At 60.6% G+C, this 17,784-nt stretch carries 6 protein-coding genes; all 6 read right to left on the bottom strand.

The window, feature by feature from the left end:
- Positions 1-547 precede the first annotated feature (547 nt).
- The 6 genes from CPH89_RS11075 to pgaB all read right to left on the bottom strand — a co-directional run bounded on the left by CPH89_RS11075 (position 548) and on the right by pgaB (position 17,779).
- The gene (locus tag CPH89_RS11075) at positions 548-1,216 is read right to left on the bottom strand and encodes a hypothetical protein (protein WP_053253751.1); all 669 of its coding nucleotides are present in this window, start codon (positions 1,214-1,216) and stop codon (positions 548-550) included.
- The gene (locus tag CPH89_RS30575) at positions 1,216-11,748 is read right to left on the bottom strand and encodes a hemagglutinin repeat-containing protein (protein ID WP_053253750.1); all 10,533 of its coding nucleotides are present in this window, start codon (positions 11,746-11,748) and stop codon (positions 1,216-1,218) included. The genes CPH89_RS11075 and CPH89_RS30575 overlap by 1 nt, the downstream gene beginning before the upstream one ends.
- Before the next feature lie 31 nt (positions 11,749-11,779).
- Positions 11,780-13,504, bottom strand: coding sequence for a ShlB/FhaC/HecB family hemolysin secretion/activation protein (locus CPH89_RS11060; RefSeq protein ID WP_069553215.1), 1,725 nt, complete (start codon positions 13,502-13,504; stop codon positions 11,780-11,782).
- A 449-nt stretch (positions 13,505-13,953) separates the two neighbouring features.
- Positions 13,954-14,436 carry a poly-beta-1,6-N-acetyl-D-glucosamine biosynthesis protein PgaD gene (gene pgaD / locus CPH89_RS11055; RefSeq protein ID WP_053253748.1) on the bottom strand — a complete coding sequence of 161 codons (483 nt, stop codon included), beginning with the start codon at positions 14,434-14,436 and terminating at the stop codon, positions 13,954-13,956.
- Between the two features lie 2 nt (positions 14,437-14,438).
- Positions 14,439-15,779: a poly-beta-1,6-N-acetyl-D-glucosamine synthase gene (gene pgaC / locus CPH89_RS11050; protein ID WP_017136591.1), complete on the bottom strand. Its 1,341-nt coding sequence runs from the start codon at positions 15,777-15,779 to the stop codon at positions 14,439-14,441.
- A 2-nt stretch (positions 15,780-15,781) separates the two neighbouring features.
- Complete coding sequence (pgaB, locus tag CPH89_RS11045) at positions 15,782-17,779, bottom strand: poly-beta-1,6-N-acetyl-D-glucosamine N-deacetylase PgaB (protein ID WP_053253747.1); 1,998 nt, start codon at positions 17,777-17,779, stop codon at positions 15,782-15,784.
- Between the last annotated feature and the right edge of the window lie 5 nt (positions 17,780-17,784).

The following is a 17,784-nucleotide window of genomic DNA, read 5'->3' as shown; positions in this document are numbered from 1 at the left end:
AATATGCAACGGGATATTCGGCATTAAAACCCTAGAACGGCGAGCCATATAAACCCCTAATTGGATAAGAGCTTACAGCTTAGTTGAAATTACTAGGCCAACGAAATAAAATAATCACAAAAAATAAATCATGCTTTTAAAAGAGCAACTCTACAAAACTCTAAAAAAGTAAAACCGTGGTCCACCCTATTTTTCCAAAATATAAAACATATTTTTAAAGAACAACTTCACTGAACTCTAAAAAACTCAAACGTGGTCTAACCCCTATTTCCCCATCTGAAGGCGAAAAGGGTCAGATTTATTTAAGTAAAAAAGAACTTGGACAATTAAATAAATCCGTCCCCTTTTTCTACAGTCCCTTTTTTGTATGCTGCTGGGGTTATTAGGCCCTTGAAACATCCTTTAATCTTGGTCGACTGGTCTCGAGTTGTCTTACCAGTTTGCCAAGCGTGGAGGTCACGTGCGGACAGCAGGCAGGGCAACAAGTCGTCATTGTTGGGAGTGCGCCAGTTGGCCCCGGCTCTTCTGGACCTAGCCTCCCCTCGCATCACCCAACCAAAAGTTCTTTTAATCGCTCTCCAGCAGTAGCTATCTCGCTGGTGGTCAGCGGCGTATAGCTAACAACAATCAACACACCTCCGGCCAATTCCGAGGCCTCCTCAACGTGCCCCTTGAGACAGTTAATAATCTGTTGAGGGCTTTTCCCAAATGCGCGAAGGCACAATTTCTCATCAAAATAATTCGCCGCATTTATACGAAAAACACCATCTCTCCCGTTAACATCTTTTTTTGTAGCATCGCATGCAGCTACTACTGCCGGCCAGTCGCTTCTAGTGACAGACCAATCATGCAGTGCAGCTCTATAGGCACCAAAAGCCTCTACGTACGCAGGGAAAATTCTTTTCAACAAGTCCAAATAATCAATTTTAGCATTCGAAAACTCAATGAATATAGAGTCATCAAATTGAGCATCATCTTCTAGATATCTCTCGCTTCTAAGAGAATATGCAATTCGACCTTTTATTCCCTTTGGAAGGAATTTATCTAAAGAAACAGAAACAACAAGCTCGCCTTCAATATCGGGAACATCTACAGCACCGGCCAAATCCCATGGCGCACCTAAGCCGGACAACCTTTCGAGAAAATTTTCGTGTCGCTTTTCAATCGACTCTGAAAATTTTGGCCTATGACGAAATTCAAGCTTATGCGTAGCCATTAGGGTGCAACCCTCACAGTAATGTTTCTGATATTTTGCTCAATCAAAATATCAGTTGCTCTATCGGCCGCTTTTTGACTTGGAAATTCAAAAACGGCTTTGATACCGGGATTTTGTTTCAACGCATTCGATACTCGCTGAACACTTTGAAGTTGCTTATCAAACGATGTCAATGCTGTTTTTCGGTCAATTAAGGTAATACCATCGACATCCTCAACACCATCAAACTTCACGAAATTGTTACCGTTAGGATTTGGGTTGTCAAACCGTATTGCGGGCACGGCCTTACGCTGCGACAGAACGTCTGAAAAAGCTCCTGTTGTACCCGCTTCGAATTTCACGAACGGCTTACTAAAATCGCCCTGAGGCTCTTGTACGAAGATCAAACCTTTATTTTCGCCCTCAAGCTTGCGTGCGTCTTTTATGGTCAATACATCGACCTTCGAAAGATCCAATCCCCCCATTACAGGCGCCGAGGGCTCTTTTGCACCAAGACTAAAATCCGTAGCGCCATCAACCGCCTTACCACCAACGGTAATGGGACCCCGATCGTAGCCTGCCGGGAGATTGTTGCTGTATTCCCCCTTCGAAGTGGTCCCAGGTAACGCAGTGTTTGGACCTTTTGTTGCAACGGCTTCGCCTGCCTCTTTTGCCACCGCCTGCAACTCGGCCTTGGCGACCTTGGCCGCAACCTTCTCCGCCAACATGGCGCCGCCTTTCACGAGCGCTCCGCCACCAGCAAGAACACCCGCCATGTCACTCAACAGCTTTCCAGTTTCAACCCCAGCCTGGAAGGAACCACTCGCCCCAGCTTGTTCAAACTGCGCTTGCAAGTTATCTATGCGGTCGATGTACGTTTGCTTGACTGAATCCCAAACGCCACCGCTTTCAACCACGGCTTTGAGCGCCGCATAAGTTTCCTTAAGGTTGCCGGCGGTGTGCACGATACTGTCCACGGCGTCATTGAGCCCCAACACAGCTCCCGCGGCTGTACCTGCTGTGAAACTTGCGTCCTGCGCGATGTCGATTGCCATCCACTTGGTAGCAGTTCCAGTCCGGCATCCCAGACCCGCGCAGCCTGCCATTTCTGCATCACGTTGAGCCTTCTGCTCCTTACTCAGATAGTTGTTTTGAACAGCATTAGTCCCCGCCTGCGCGCCCGTCACTGCTCCGCTCAGGTCACCGCCAGCAATCCCACCCGCCAGCCCTGCGGCCAAACCAGACAACGCTGAAACCGTCTCTCTCTGCTCCTGCGTAAGATCCGCCGTTGCCGTGCCTGGGTAGAGTTGGTGGGCAATCAGTTCGCCCGTCGCAGCCCCGGCACCGCCCGCCAACGCTGAGTTGCCCTGGGCCTGCGCTATCACCGCACCCAATACAGCGTGCGCCATGGTGTTGAGTGCCGTGTTATCTCCGGTAGTTTTCTTGATGACTTGCGCCAGGTACGGTGCTGATGCGCCCGCAATGGCTGAACCGATATCGCCCCCAACCAGCCCTTGCAATGCCGCCGTTACGGCCTGGGCTACACGCGGATAGTCACCGCCCACGCCGTAGTCAGCCATGACTTTTTTATAGGCATCGCTGGCAGCGATCTGCTCCTTCGTCGGCTGATCATTGCCTTTGGCGGCCAGCTCTTTGCGACCCGCTTCTTTGGCGTTGAGCTCGCCTTGTGTGTGCACAATGTCTACTGCCTGAGTACCAATATCCGCAATCAACTGCACCTGCCGCAGGCGCTTCTGCTCTTTTTCCTTATCAAAGATCGGGCTGATGCTGCCGTTGGCGTGTTCAACATCGTGGCTCAGCGTTGCAACGTCCTGCTGCTGTTTAGCAGGGTCGCGGATGTCGAGGGTACCGTTGGAAATGGCCGATGAGGTGGTGCCGCTGTCACTGTCGCCATGATTGAACGCGATCAAGCTGCCGGAGGGCAGGTTGCTGATGAAGGCGTTCGCTCCGCTTGCGCCACTGCTCACACTGGCGCTCTGCAACTGGCTTGTGTACTCAGCCTTGTTCTTTAAAACGCTCCATCCCAGCGTGCCGGTGCTCAGGCGGTTTTTGTCCGGCGTGGCTGTGCTGCCGATCACGCTGCCATCGAGTTGCGTGTGGTTGCCTACGTCAATCTGGTAGCCGCCCTTACCGCCGAACAGGCCGGTTTGCTCCTGCACACTCTGGTATTTGGAGTCGATCTTGCTTTTACTGATGCTCAGGTTTGCACTGCCACCGGTGCCGATGATGGCGAAGCTGACGCCCCCACTCACATCCGTCTGCTTGGACTTGTAGTTATCGGTGTCTTGCAGACTTTGCAGTGTGAGGTCGCGCCCCACAGTAGCGGTAATTTTGTCTGCGCTGACCTGCGCGCCCTTCAGGGCGGTGTCTCGGCCGCTGATCAGACTCACCTGTTTGCCCGCATCCAGGGTTGTTTCCGTCCAGGTGGTGCCAGTGCCCTTCTCGTTACCGGTGCCTTTGTTGGCATTGGCGAAAATGCTCAGGCCGCCGCCTTCGGAACCCACGCCTAGGCTGATACCTACCGCACCACCACTGCTGCTATTTTTGCCATCAAGTTTTTGGTTATTCGCCGCAGCTTCCAGGCGAATATCGCGCTCCGCCGCCAGCCGCATCTCATTACCGGCCTGAAGCTTGCTGCCTTGAACATGGATGTCACCTGCGGCCCCAGGCGTACCGTTGCCGTCCGCCACGATGGTGAGGTTGTTGCCGGCCGTCAGGCTGCTGCCCTGGCTGAGTGTCTGCTCCTGGGTCTGTTTGGAATCGGATTTTTGCGAACCCAGGGAGATGCTGATCCCCACAAATTGCGACGCGTTAGCGCCGGTCATGCCGCCATTCTGCTGCGCCGCTTGCCACGCTTGCACGCCAGTCAAACCCGCCTTCACACCCTGCAGCGCCGAGAGGCGGCCGTCGTCCTCGTTCTTGGCTTGCTTGGCGGTCTTATAAGCGGAGTCCACCGCGCTACCCACGGTGCCGGACAACGCCAGGGTCAAACCACTGGTTTTGCTTTTGGAGGTCTGCTCGCTGCGGTTGTTGTTCTCGGAAGCCAGGATGCTGACATTTTGCCCAACCAGGCTGATGTCCTTACCGGCAACCACGTCAGAGCCGCGAATGGTCAGGTCTTTGCCAGCCTGAATATCCACGCTGCCCAGCACACTGCCGATGTTGCTGGCCCGGGTGGTTTCGGTGCTGCTGGTGAAGGTGTTCTGGTTGCTGCTTGAACCCAACGTCACGCCGATGCCGCCGCTGCTCATCAAGCCCGATTTTTTGGTCGAGGACGAATGGCTTTGTTCAAAGGTTTCCGTTGCCCCATCAATCACCACATTGCGACCGGCAATCAGGCTGGTGGCGTTGGTGGAAACCACGTCGCTGGCGGTAGTGCCGATGTCACGGCCAGCACGCACGACCACGGTATCAGCGCTGATGGAAGAGCCCTGCTGGCTGATCTGGTTACTGCTGTCGATGCGCGTTTTCTGGCTGCTGGACAGCAACCCTTTGCTGGTTTTGGTTTTGCGGTAATAGCTGTAGTCGCTGTCTTGCGCGGCGTTCAGCGCCAGGTCATTGCCTGCGTACAGGTAGGCTTCCTTGCCGGCACTCGCACGGCTGGCGCTGACGACGAGGTCGTTGCCGGCACTCAGGGAGAGGTTCTCACCGGCCACCAACGATGTGCCCACTTGCTGGACGTGGTCTTCCTGGCTGGTGACCTTCTTGGAATTAAACGCCGAATGCTGTTCATTCGTCGCCGACGCCAGGTTCAAATTCCCCTTGGCCACCAGCGCCAGATCACGCGTGGCATTGAGCTGGCTGCCGATGGCGCTGATATCCCGCGCAGCCACCACCTGGAAGTCGCGCCCGGCTTCGATCACGGTGCCGTACTGGTTTGCGCTGCTGCTGCGCATGTAGGTGCTGACGGTGTTGGCATTGCGCTGTTCGGCGGTGGCCAGGTTCACATCGCGCCCGGCTTGAACGCCCAGGTCGGCGCCGCTTTTGAAGGCGCCGCCGGTGCTGTTGACGTCGCGCCCGGCTTGCAGGGTGAGGGTGTTGGCGGCTTCAATGCGGGCGGCGTTGTCGACGAAGTCGGTGCGTTCGGTGCGGTAGCCGCTGCTGCTTTGGTGGCTGGTGACGGTGCGTTCGTTGAGCACATCGCCATTCACTGCGCTGACGCTGACGTCGCGCCCGGCGATGATGCCGCCGGCGCGGTTGGTGAGGGTGTTGCCGGCGAGCAGGTCGAGGCGGTTGCCCGCTTGCACGAGGCCGCTGTTGACCATGTTGCGCCCGGCGCTGGCCGCCAGGTTGTTGGTGGCGCGCAGGGTGCCGACGTTGTTGAGGTCGGTGCCGCTGACCAGGTTAAGGTCGCTGCCGGTGATGAGTGCGCCGTTGGGCGCCAGGCGGTTGTTGGCCTGGGCCAGGTACAGCACGGGCACCAGCACTTGCTGGCCGGCGACGGTGGCGTTTTCCATCCACACGATGTCGTGGGTCAGGGCCGCGACTTGCTCGGCGGTGAGGCTCACGCCTACGGCCAGGTTAAGTGCCTGCTTGGTGCCGATGGCGTTGTCCATCAGGTACTTGAACATCGAGGCGTCGCTGGTCTGGCCATCAATGAAGCGCTGGCCGGTACGGGCGATGACCGCTTGCTGGATCAGGCGCTGTTCATACAGGCCGTCACCCAGGCGCTTTTGTGCCTGGTCCGGGTCGAAGCCCAGTTTGGACAGCATGTAATCAGAGCTTAAAAACTGGCTGAGGTTGGTCAGCAGCGGGTTGGTTTCGATCAGGTATTTCTGTGGGTTGGAGACGAACTGGCTGTCTGGCAGGCCTTGCACGCGGTTGATCACCACGCCGTCGGCCGAGGTGCCGCTGCCGGGTACGACCGGGCCGGTCACCGGCGTGCGGTCGACGCCGCCGCCACCCAGGGTCCAGCCTTGCGGGCTGGTACTGGCTGGCGCGCTGGCGCTTTCGCCACTGAGGCGGAACAGCCCGCCTTGGCCGGTGGGCAAGGTGAAGCCGGGCAGGCTCAGCGGGTTGATCTGCTGTTGGGCCAGGTCCGGCGGCAGTTGCTGGTTGAGGGTCACGCGGGTGGAGTAACCGGCTGCGCCACTGGCACCGGTGGCGTCGGTGGTGGTTTTGGCGCCCGCACCGATGTAGTTGTAGCCCAGGCGCACCACGCTGTTGTCGATACCGGCTTGCGCCTTGACGTCTACTGCGCCGGCAGCCTGAATCACCGCAGCGTAACGTTGGTCGTCACTGGCGATTTTGGTGACTTTGCCGAACTGGGTGTTCTCTTTCTCCATCAGGCCGACGAAGTTGGCCACGGTGGCTTCCAGGCCGCCGAGGTCATTGGGGGTGTAACCGGCGCTTTTGTACCAGTATTTGTTGGTGAGTGCGGCGGCGGCACTGAACCAGCCTTCAGGGTGCTTGGTGCGCTTTGACGTGAAAAGACGATAGGTCTCGGTTTCGCCGGTTTCGATGCCGGTGTTGACCAGGTTGTTCAGGCGCGCGGTGAAGTTGCCACCGGCCGCAATCGAACTGCTGCTGTTGAGCAGGTCGCCGCCCGCCAGGGTCATGTTACCGCCCGAGGTGATGCTCGAACCGGCACTGGCGGCGGTCACTTCCAGTTTGTCGCGGGTCACCAGTTCCCACACGTAGTTGCGCGGTGTGCCACCGGCGTGGCAGTCACCGGCGTTGACGTACTCAATGCACGTGCCTAGGGTGGCGGAGGCGGTGTAGACACCTGCGTCGTTGACGGTGAGTACCGCCCGTTCATTCTTGATCGAATTGGCGGACAGGCTGAGGTTGCCGTCACTCTGGATCGTCGACGAACTGTTGAGGATGCTGCTGGCCAGGCCGCCCTTGCCGTCGCGGTCAACGCTCAGGTTGCCTAGGCTGTAGAGGTCGGCGTAGCTGTTGTGCAGCGCATCGACACGCAGGCTCATGTCGCCGCCGCTGAAGATCAGGCCGTGGTCGTTGAGCAAGGCGCCGGTGGTGGCGACCAGCCGTTGGCCACTGCCCAGGGTCGCGTAGTTGTTGAGTGTGCCGGCGTTGACCACTAGGTCGGTGGCGGCGGTGAGGCGCCCACGGTTGTTGAGTGTGCCGGCGATGTTGGCGGTAGTAACGCCACCGCCGGCAATGCTGGCCGTGTCGCTGAGGGTGGCTTGGGCCGCGCTGAGGTTGAGGGTGCCCAGGCTGCTGATGCGTCCACTGCCGTTGAGCGCGCCGCTCAAGGTCAGGTCGAGCGCGCCGTCACTGGCGATCAGGCCGTGGGTGGTCCAATTGGCGCCATTGCCGATAAAGCGCCGGGCGCCGAGCAGTTGGCCGGTGGCGGTCTGGTCGAGGTTGTCGACATTGACTGTGAGTTGCCCGGCCTGGATCACGCTGCTGTTGGTCCAGTTGCCTTGGGTGATGGTCAGGTCGCCACGGGTGACCAGGCTGCCGCCCACGTCGTTGAGGTTGGCGGGTGCAATGCCGAAATTACCGGTGCCCACGTGCAGGACATTGCCGCCCAGGTTCTGGAAGCTGCCGGCGTTGAGGGTCAGGTCGTTGTTGGCGGTTTCCAGCACGCCGTTGCGGTTGTCGAACAGGCCGCCGATGGCGAATTCGGTGGTGCCCGCCGTGCCCAGCGCACGCAGGCGCCCGGTCTGGTTATCGAGGCTGGCCGCGCGCACCTTGAGGGTGCTTTCGCTTTCGATAATGCCCAGGCGGTTGTTGAGCGCGCCGCTGAGGTCCAGGTCGATCTGTTGGCCGGCAATCTGGCCGTCGTTGTCGCCGCTGTTATCAAAGTCATGCCCGACCACGCGCATCAGGCCTTTGGCATACAGCCCGCCGTTGCGGTTGTCGAAATTGCCGGTGGTGACCAGTGCGTTGCCGCCCTGTGCGGCGATGCGCCCGCCGTAGTTGTCCACGCTGCCGGCTTGCAGGTTGAGGCTTTGCCCCTGCATCACGCCGCCCTGGCGGTTGTTGTTGAGGTCGTAACCGTTGCGCAGCACGCCGACCACTTGGGTTTGCAGTGCGGCCTTGAGGCTGGCGAGGGTGCCGCCACGGTTGTCGAGGCTGGCTGCGTTGATATTCAGGTCACCGGCCTGGGCGATCAGTTTGCCGCTCTGGTTATCCAGCGTGTCGGCCACGTTGGCGGTCATGCCGCCCTGGCTTTGCACGGTGCCTTTGCCATTGTCCAAGCGGTTGGCCGTGAGGCTGAGGTCGGCGTTCTGGCTGTAGATCAAGCCGTCGTTGCCGTTCTGTACCAGGCCGCTGGCGGTGAGGCTCAAGCGGTCGTTGGCAGCCAGGGTGCCACGGTTGCGGTTATCCAGGCCGCCGGTCAGCAGGGTCAACACGCCTTGGCTGGCAATCTGGCCGCCCTGGTTGTTGATCTGCGCCGCGCGAATGATCAGCAGCGGGCCGCCGCTGGCCAGTTTGCCATTGGTGTTGGTCAGGGTCGCGAGCAGGTCGAGGGTGGTGGCGGTGCCGCCACTGATGCTGCCGGCGCTGTTGTCCAGGTTTTGTGCGGTCAGCGTCAGGGCGGCGCCGCTGTCGATCACGCCGCCTTGGGCGTTGTTCAGCACACCGCCCACGGTGAGGCGCTGGCCTGCGGCGCTGGAGAGTACGCCCTTGTTGCTGTTGTCCAGTTCGCCGGCGCTGACGTTCAGCGCCTTTTGGCTGACCAGTGCACCGGCCGCGCTGTTGAGCAGGCTGGCGGTCAGCGTGGCATTGAGGTCGCCGTAACGGCTCGACAAGGTGCCGCTGTTGCGGTTGTCGAGGTTTGCGCCGCTGACGGTGAGGCCCTGCCAGCCGGACATCAGGCCATTTTGGTTGATCAGGTTTTCGGCATTGAGCACCAGCAGGTTATTGCTGATCAGCTTGCCGTTGCTGTTGTTCAACGTGCGCCCGCTGAGGTTCAGGGTTTGCGCGCTGGAGAGCTCGCCACCCTGGTTGTTGAGGTCGCGCAGGTGGTTGATGGAGAGGTTGCCGGCGGTGGTGATCAGGCCACCGGTGTTGTTCAGGTCGCCGGTGGCGGTGCCGAAGTCCAGGGCAATTGCGCTGCCCAGCAGCGAGCCGTTCTGGTTATCCAGCTCGGCGCTGTTGAGCGTCAAGGCATTGCTCGCGTTGAGCAGGCCCTGATCGCGGTTGGCCAGGCGGCCAGCAACGTTGAGTACGGTGTCGCCACGGCTGGTGAGCGTGCCACCGCTGTTGTCGAGGTCGCTGGCCTGCGCATCGACCGAGGCGGCGGCAATCAGGCCTTTGACGTTGGCCAGGGCCTGGTCGATGCGCAGGGTCAGCGCGGCGTTGCTCAGCAGCTTGCCGCCGCTGTTGTCGAGGTTGTCGGCGGTAAGGGTGAACGCCTGGTTGCTGGAAATCTCGCCGCCCTGGTTGTGCACGTTCTTGAGGTGGTTGAGCATCAACAGCGGCGCATTGATCAGGCCTTTCTGGTTGTTGAACTCGCCCCGGTTGAGGTTCAGGGTCAGGGCCGCGGCGCTGGTGATCTGGCCGCCTTGCTGGTTGTTCAGGTCGGCGGTGCCGAGGGACAGGGCCCCGCGCGCGCTCAAGGTGCCGTTCTGGCTGTTGTCGAGGCTGGCGGCATCGAGGATCAGGCCACCGTCGGTGACCAGGCGCCCGCCTCGGTTATCCACCGCGCCGAGGGCGCTGAGGGTCAACGGGCCGGCGCTGGACAGCGTACCGGCGTTGTTGGCCAGGGTGCGCGCCGAAATGCTCAGCAGCCCTTCGCTGCTGATCAAACCCTGGTTGCGGTTGAGCAGTTGGTCGACATTCAAACCTGCTCCGGCGCCGGCAATCAGCAGCCCGCCGTCGCTGTTATCCAGTTGCGTAGCCGTCACCACCACGCCCGAACGGCTGGACAGCTCGCCGTTGCGGTTGTCGATGTTGACGACATTGGCCTGCACACCACCCACGCCTGCGACCAAGCCTTTCTGGCGGTTGTCGAGGCTGTTACCGGCCACGCTTACCGTGCCTTGGCTGGTGACCAACCCGGCTTGGTTGTTGAGGCTGCCGACGTTGAGGCTGAGCGCATTGCCCGCGGTGATGAGGCCTGCGACGTTATCGAGGGTCGCGACCGTGAGCGCTGCGGTGTCCAGGCTTGAGAGTTCACCGCCCTGGTTATGCAACTCACCGACGACGGCGGTCAGCGGCCCGTCGCTGGTGACCAGCCCACCTTGGCTGTTCTGCAGGCGATCGGCGGTGATGGCCAAGCCATGATTGCTGAGGATGCGGCCTTTGTTCTGGTTGTCGACTGCGGCAGCGGTTATCTGGGTGCGCTGTTTGGCGCCCAGTGTGCCGCCCTGGTTATTCAGGGCTTGGGCATCCACGCTCAACGTGCGGCTGGCGATGACACTCGCGCCGGTGTTGTTGATGGCCTTGCCGCGCAGGCTCACATCGCCTGCTGCGTTGCGGGTGTTGTCGGTGTTGACGCCCGCTTCGATGATGTCGCCGTTGGTCAAGGCGCCACCGGCGGACAGCGCAATGCGGTCACGGGCAGCCAGGCTTTGGCGGTTGGTGAGATCGCCTTGGGTGTTCACGTTCAGGGCCGTACCGGCATACACCGGCCCTTTGGCATCCAGGCTGGCGGCGTTGACGTTGACCGCGCCGCTGGCGGCGGCTTGCGCCATGCTCAAATGCCCGTTGGCATCAAGCTGAATATCGCCGCCACTGGCCGCCAACGAGCCGTCGAGCTTCACGCCCACACCGGCTTCGGTGCCCACCAGTTTGATCGCACCAGCGTACATGCCGCCCAGGGCGCTGGAGTCGATCGCCAGTTCCGGCTTGGTGCTGCCGTCGTCGGCGCGCGGGGTGGCGTTGAGGGTGTTTGCATCGACGTCGTTGCGCCCGGCGATCACCGCCAGTTCGCGGGCGTTGATCTGTGCGTTGATCTTGGCGGTACGGGTGATGATTTCGAAGCGATCGACGTTGCTGGCATTCAAGCCTTCGCCGTCGATGGTCACGGCGCCGCCGTCAACCTGGTAGCGCTGCAACTGGCCGCTGGCGTCGAGCACCGGTTTACCGGTGGTCAGGGTCACGTTGGGGGTGTTGATAAAGCCGCAACCGCTGCACGTCACACCGTACGGGTTGGCGACGATGACTTTGGCCGACTGCCCCGCCACTTCGGTGTAACCGCGCAACTGGCTCGGGCTGCCGCCGTTGACTTCGTTGAGGATGACGTTGGCGGCGCCGCCCTTGAGGTTCGGGTTGCCGACGATATAACCGCCGAGCTGGGTGTTCTGCACCGCGCCGGTGGCGTTGTTGAGGATCACGCCGTTAGGGCCGACGTTGTAGTCCTTGAACTGGTTGTGGGACAAGCCACTGCCATTGGGGGTGGCGATGTTCACCACCGGCACGCCATTGCCGGCCTGGCCGACGCTGGTGGCCGGGTTGCTCACCACAATGCCGTCGGCCTGGGCCAGCAACGGCTGCCAGAACAGCGCGTTGACCAGGATCAGCACCAGGCCACGCTTGGGCAGGCCGAAGAACGCGTCGCGGCGCTTCAGGGCAGCAGAAGGTTGACGGGCCAGAAAGGCAAAGTGGCGAACATCCATGGTCAAATTCTCGTTGCAGCGGGGCGTTGAATTACAGGAAGAAATCCATGCGGAAGTAGATCGGCGCTTCGCGCTCCGTCACCACTCCCGGTCTTTCTAACGAATGGGCAAACGTCACGCTGGTGCTGACGTATTTGCCACGGGCGAACAGTTCCACGGAGTTGCTCGAAACGCGGCCGTGGTTGTCGCCGTTGTAACGGTCGTTGCGGATCACGCCCTGGTCGTAACCGAGGCTGGTGCCGTATTCCGCAAAGGCCGGGCGCAGCCATTCCAGGGTGACCGGGCGGGCCCAGCGCACTTCGTTGCGCCAGTAGCCACCGCTGTCGCCAGACAGCTGCTGATCCTTGAAACCGCGTACCGACGACGAGCCGCCCAGGCTGATGCGTTGCGGCGAGAACAGCACGTCTTCACTGCGTTGCCCGGTGGCCAGGCTGGTGAAGCTGAACGACTCGCCCCACAGACGAAACGGCTGCAAATAGCTGACGGTGGCGGTGTATTTGCGGTAATCCGGGGTGGGCGTAAGGTTGCCGAACTGATCGCGATGCTGGTCGTCACGCTGGGCGTCAAAGGCGCCGATGCCGTTCTGCACACCCAGGTCGACGTTGACGAACGCACTGCCGATGCGCCGGCCGTGGTTGATGCCAAACTGTAGTTCGCTGATGCGATTACTGCTGATGTCGAGGTGGGCGTCGTTGACGTAGTTGTTGGTGCGCAGGTGAGCCACCCCCACGTTGACCGAGGTTTTGCTCACGTCATCGCGGTGAATCACGCGCTCTGCGCGCAACTGGTGGTTCTGGTTGTCGCCCGACTGCTTGAACTTGAAGGTGTCGGTGTAACCCAGCGCGCGGTAATCACTCTCGCTGTAGGTGTAAGTGAAGTTCCACCAGCCCCACGGTACGTTGTAGTAGAGCATGGTGTTTTTCGAGGTTTTCTGGTGGTCGCTGATGGCGTCGTGGCCACCGCGCAGCACCAGTTGATCGGCCAGGCCCAGCGGGCTGTCCCACTCCAGGCCCGCGCCCCATTGCTGTTCGCCGGTGCTGCGTTGCCCGTCGTTATTGCGCGACAGGCTGGCGCGCCAGGGCTTCTGTGGGGTGTTCTTGACCACCACGTCGCTGCCGCCGACCTGTTTGCCGGGGGTCAGCTCCATTTGTGCCTGTTTGGATGGCAGGCGGTTGAGCTGGTCCACCAGTTGCTCGACTTCACGCAGGTTCAGCGCCTCGCCGACCTTGCCGGGAAACGCCATGGCCAGCTCGCGGTCGGTCACGGTGCTGCCTTCGGCGCTTCGCAACGCTTCGAGTTTGCCCTCGACCACCAGCACTTGCAGGTGGCCGCTGCCGAGGTCTTGTTGCGGCAAGTAGGCGCGGCTGGTGACGCGACCTTTGGCGATGTAATAGTCGGTGATGACCTTGAGCAGTTCATTAAGCTGCGAGACGCCCAGGCACTGGCCGACATAAGGCTTGAGCAACAGCGTGCGGTCGCCGGCGGGCAGGCTGTCGGCGCCTTTGAGTTCGATGTCTTTGATCGGGAAGCAACGGGTGTCGGCAGGCGTGGCCGGCGCTTGGGGCTTGGCCGCTTTGCCGGGCAAGTCCTGCAGTTCTTGCAGACGCCGGCTTTGCTCTTCGAGCAGACGGTTTTGCCGGTCGCGGATCAAGTCTTGATCCCCTGGCGTGGGAGCGGCCGTGGCAGTGTTCAGGCTCAAGCAGGTGAGCAGGAAAGTGCACAGCAAATACCGAGTCCGTGGCAATAACAGAGACATGTTCGATCCATCGAAAATCAAGGGGCGGCAAACTAACATCGAACTCGCGCTAGCCCAAGAAACCGGGGCCATTGCACATCCGAACTTATTAAAGCCGCAACTTATTGATTAATAACAAAAAATAATAATCAAACCGCGCTGACGCTGGTCGTAGACAGGTTTATTCCGACAAGCGGCAACTCTATTTGATAGTCATCCAGTAAATAACCGAATAGAGGCCATTATTTAGCCATCAACTACTAACTGAGTTAGGTTAGTGCGGGGGAATACAAAAAAGTTCGCGGCAGTTTTGTGAATTGGATCCCATTTATCGGAATTCCAAGCGACGCAGGTGGAATGCGGGAACTGGCTTGCCTGCGATGGCGGCGTGTCAGGTATTGACTGGGTGTTGGCCCACCGCTATCGCAGGCAAGCCAACTCCCACAGGGGTCTTGGGTGCTGTGGAATATCTAGCCGGCGTCTTTGTCTTTTTCTGCGCCGGGCACCAGGGTCAGGCCCGGGCGCTCCACGTCGCGCGAAACATGCGCCTTCACGTCTTCCACACCGCCGTCATCGTCGTTGTGGATCACCAGCACACCCGGCTTGCGAAACTGCTCCAGGTGGCCGTCACCGAGCTTGAAACTCTCGCTCAGGTGCTGGTCGCTGAGGGCATTGGCCTCGGCGCGGCGCTGGGCGAACTTGCGCCCGCGACGTTGTTGATAGCGCGCCCAGCTGATCAGGATCAGCGCATTGAACAAGGCGATCCACAGGTAGATTTGCAAGGTGTTGAGCGCGGCAAAAATCGGCGCCTCAATGCGTGGGCCGCCATGGGTTTCCAACATCGCGGTCATCCCGCGCGCCAACAGCCAAACCAGCCCGCCCCACGCCAACAGCGTGAGCAGCACATCGATGATCCACATCAGGGTGTTCTGGCGAGTTCTGACCAGTTTCATGATCACGCCTCCTCTTCACTGGGTTTGATACCGCGGTCCGGGCTGACCCAACGTGCACGCTTCTGATGCTGGTTAAACAGCACCTTGGGAAAGCTGACCAGGGTGGTGAGCAAGCTGACCAGCCAGAACACCATCGGGTACCACACGGTCCAGAACAGCGTTTTCCACAGGTCTTTTTCGTAACGCCGGTCGATCAGGATGCTCACCGCAAACTGCAGCAGGCAGACCATTGCCAGCACCAGGCCGGTAAAGGCCGGTGGCACCAGGGAGTCGACGGCGATCGCCTGTGGCAGTACCACGAACTTGCCCACGCCCCAGAAAATCACCGAGAGCAGGAAGGTGAAGGCCCAACCGGTGGACAGGCAGTATTCGAACAACAGCGGCCACAGGTAGCGATGGCGCCATTGCCAGATGCCACGGATGTTCTTGAACAGCACCTCGGCGCCGCCCTGGGCCCAGCGCAGGCGTTGTTTCCACAGGCCGCCGACGGTTTCGGGCATCAGGATCCAGCACAGGGCGCGGGGCTCGTAAAAGATCGCCCAGTGGTCGAGTTGCAGCTTCCAACTGACATCGATGTCCTCGGTGATCATGTCGGTGCTCCAGTAGTCGATGCGGTCCAGGGCTTTCTTGCGAAACGCCACCACCACACCCGACACCGTGAAGATCCGGCCGAACACGCGCTGGGTGCGCTTGATCAAGCCGATGATCGAGGAGAACTCGCCCACCTGCACGCGGCCGATCAAGGTCGAGCGCGTGCGGATGCGTGGGTTGCCGGTCACGGCGCCCAGGCGCGGGTTGTCGAGCATCGGCGCGACCATATACGCCGCTGCGTTTTTATCGAGCAAGGCATCGCCGTCGATGCACACCAGGTACTCACTGCGCGCGGCCACGGCGCCCATGCGCAGGGCCACCGCCTTGCCCTGGTTCTGCGCCAGGTGCAGCACTCGCAGGCGTGGGTGTTGCAAGGCCAGGGCGTCGAGCACCGCTGCGGTGTTGTCCTTGGAACCGTCGTTGACGGCGATGACTTCGATATTCGGGTACAGCTGGTTCAGGGCCGCATGAATGGTGTCGGCGGCGTTATCGCCCTCGTTGTAGCAAGGGATGATGATCGAGATCAGCGGGTTGCCGGCCAGGGTGGGGGCTGGCGTGTCTTCTTTCCACGGCCAGTGACGCTCCCAGTGCAGCCAGAAATACAGGCCGCCGGCGATCCACAGTGCCGACATGAACAGCGGGTAGAAAAACACGAAGTCCATCAGGAACTGCCCGGTGACCAGGAAAATCAGGCCTAGGGGCACGCCCAACACCAACGCCAACACGAATAAAGCCAGGATTCTGTCGAACATGGTCAAGGGTTCCATTGGTTGGAAAGGGCCGGACGTACTGTCTTCAGGTCCGGTGAGTTTTCCAGGAAGTTATCCGGGTAGTAGCCGAAGCTCCTGACCCCCTGGCGTTTGAGCACCCCCATCCATTCAGCCATCTGCGTGCCGCTGATATCGGGCGCTTCTTTGGTCCGCCAGTCTTTGGCTTGCAGTTCGAACACGGTGCGCTGCAACGCGTCGGGACGCGCCTTGACCGTGGCCACCAGCTTTTCCAGCCAGGCATTGGAGTTCTTCAGCGTCTCGCCTTCCATCAGCGGCATGGCCATCGGCGCGGTCCAGTCGTAGGTCTGGAGGAAGTCATCGAGGTTCTGCGCGAACCAGCTTTCGCTGCCCGGGTTGAGCATCGGCTCAGCGAAGATATTGCGCGCGGTCTGCACCTGCGGCCCGCGAATGGCGCGGACTTTACCGGCCAGTTCCTGGGTGAAGTCGATCAGGTAGCGGCTCTTGAAGCGCGTCCAGCGCTGCATCACGGCCGGGTCGGCGCGCAATGCGCCAATGCTGCTCGGCAAGCCGTTGGCGGCATAGGCTTTGAGCGCGGGCGGGCTGGCGTCTTCGAAGTCCGAGAAGAGCGCGTCGTCGTGGAACAGCACGCCATCGATGGCGGTGTTGCGCGCCAGGTCTTCGTAGATCTCGCCGATCTGCTGGCGCACCTTGAGATCAAACGGTGACAGGCGCTTGTACTGGTCGGGGTCGATGCCCACCTGGCCGGTCTGCGGGTCCCAGCGGGTAACGCGTGGCAACGCCGGGTCGAGGGCAAAGCTGAGCACCGGCATCCAGGCGAAGATGTTCACGTGGCCACGGGTGCGCAACTGCCAGGTCACGCGGTTGAACAGGTCGCGGCGCACCGGCAGGTGGCGGTTGGGGAAGTACAACGAGTGCACCAGGCCATCGCCCTTGGGGTCGGCGAAGGCTTGCAGGAACACGGTGCTGGCGCCCATGTCGACCACGCGCTGGATCAACTGGTCGAGGTTGCGCGCTTCCTGGGCCGGGTCGGGGTCGTAGACATTATCCAGGTCGACGTGCAGCACACGCATCGAGGTCTTGGCCTGGGTGCCGACAATCGCATTGGCGTAGTGCTCGCCATCCGGGTCGGACGCCACCAGGAAACGCGGGCTGCTCTTGAGGTTGGCGAGGTCGTCGAGGCCATCGTCCAGGGTCAGGGCCATCTGGTAGCCCTGCTCACCCACCACGGCCAACGACGTGCCATCGGCCGCGCCGTAAGGCCACACCCACACGCGCGGAGCCTTGCCGGTGACGGCCCGCAGTTTGTTGGAAATGGCGGTCACGTCGGCGCGCATCCGCGCCTGGAACTGGGCTTCGGTTTCGTATTTGCCGGTGGCAGCATCGTATCGACGAGTCGCGGCGGCCGGCTCCAGGTTGCCCTGCGGGTTGGCCAGAATGCCCATGTGGCTGGCGTCGGTGTGCGCGGCGATTTCCACCAGGTTCGATTTGGAAACTTCGCGCACTTGCTCCCAGGTCAGGAAGTCGGAACGGGCGCGCGGCGTGCCGGCAAAATCCACCGGTTTGTTCAAGGGCGTGTCGATCCAATACCCGACCGGCGCCAGGATGACCGGCCAGTTATAGGCACGCAGAATCGGCATCACACGGGTATAGAAGCTTGAGTAACCATCGTCGAAGCTGAGCATGATGGCTTTGGGCGGCAGCTCACGCCCACCACTGCGCGCCGCCAGGATCTGGTCGACGCTGACCGCCTGGTAACCGTTTTCGCGCAGCCAGGCCAACTGGTCGATCAAACGCTCGGTGCGCACCGCCACCACGGCCTGATCGGGGTCGCGGTCTTCGACGTCGTGGTAGGCGATGCCCAGGAAATGGTTTTTCGGCCACGGCGCTTCGCGTGCCGGTGTCGGCCGCTCGGCGGGGGGAGTATAGGGCGCGGGTTGCTGGGCGCAGGCACCGGCCAGCAATACACCCAGGACCAACAAGCAACGGCTGAGGACAGTCATGGTCA

It is taken from the genome of Pseudomonas fluorescens, from assembly GCF_900215245.1.
Lineage (GTDB): Bacteria > Pseudomonadota > Gammaproteobacteria > Pseudomonadales > Pseudomonadaceae > Aquipseudomonas > Aquipseudomonas fluorescens.
The sequence above is the reverse complement of the archived record's forward strand: the minus strand, read 5'-3'. Positions and strand labels throughout refer to the sequence as shown.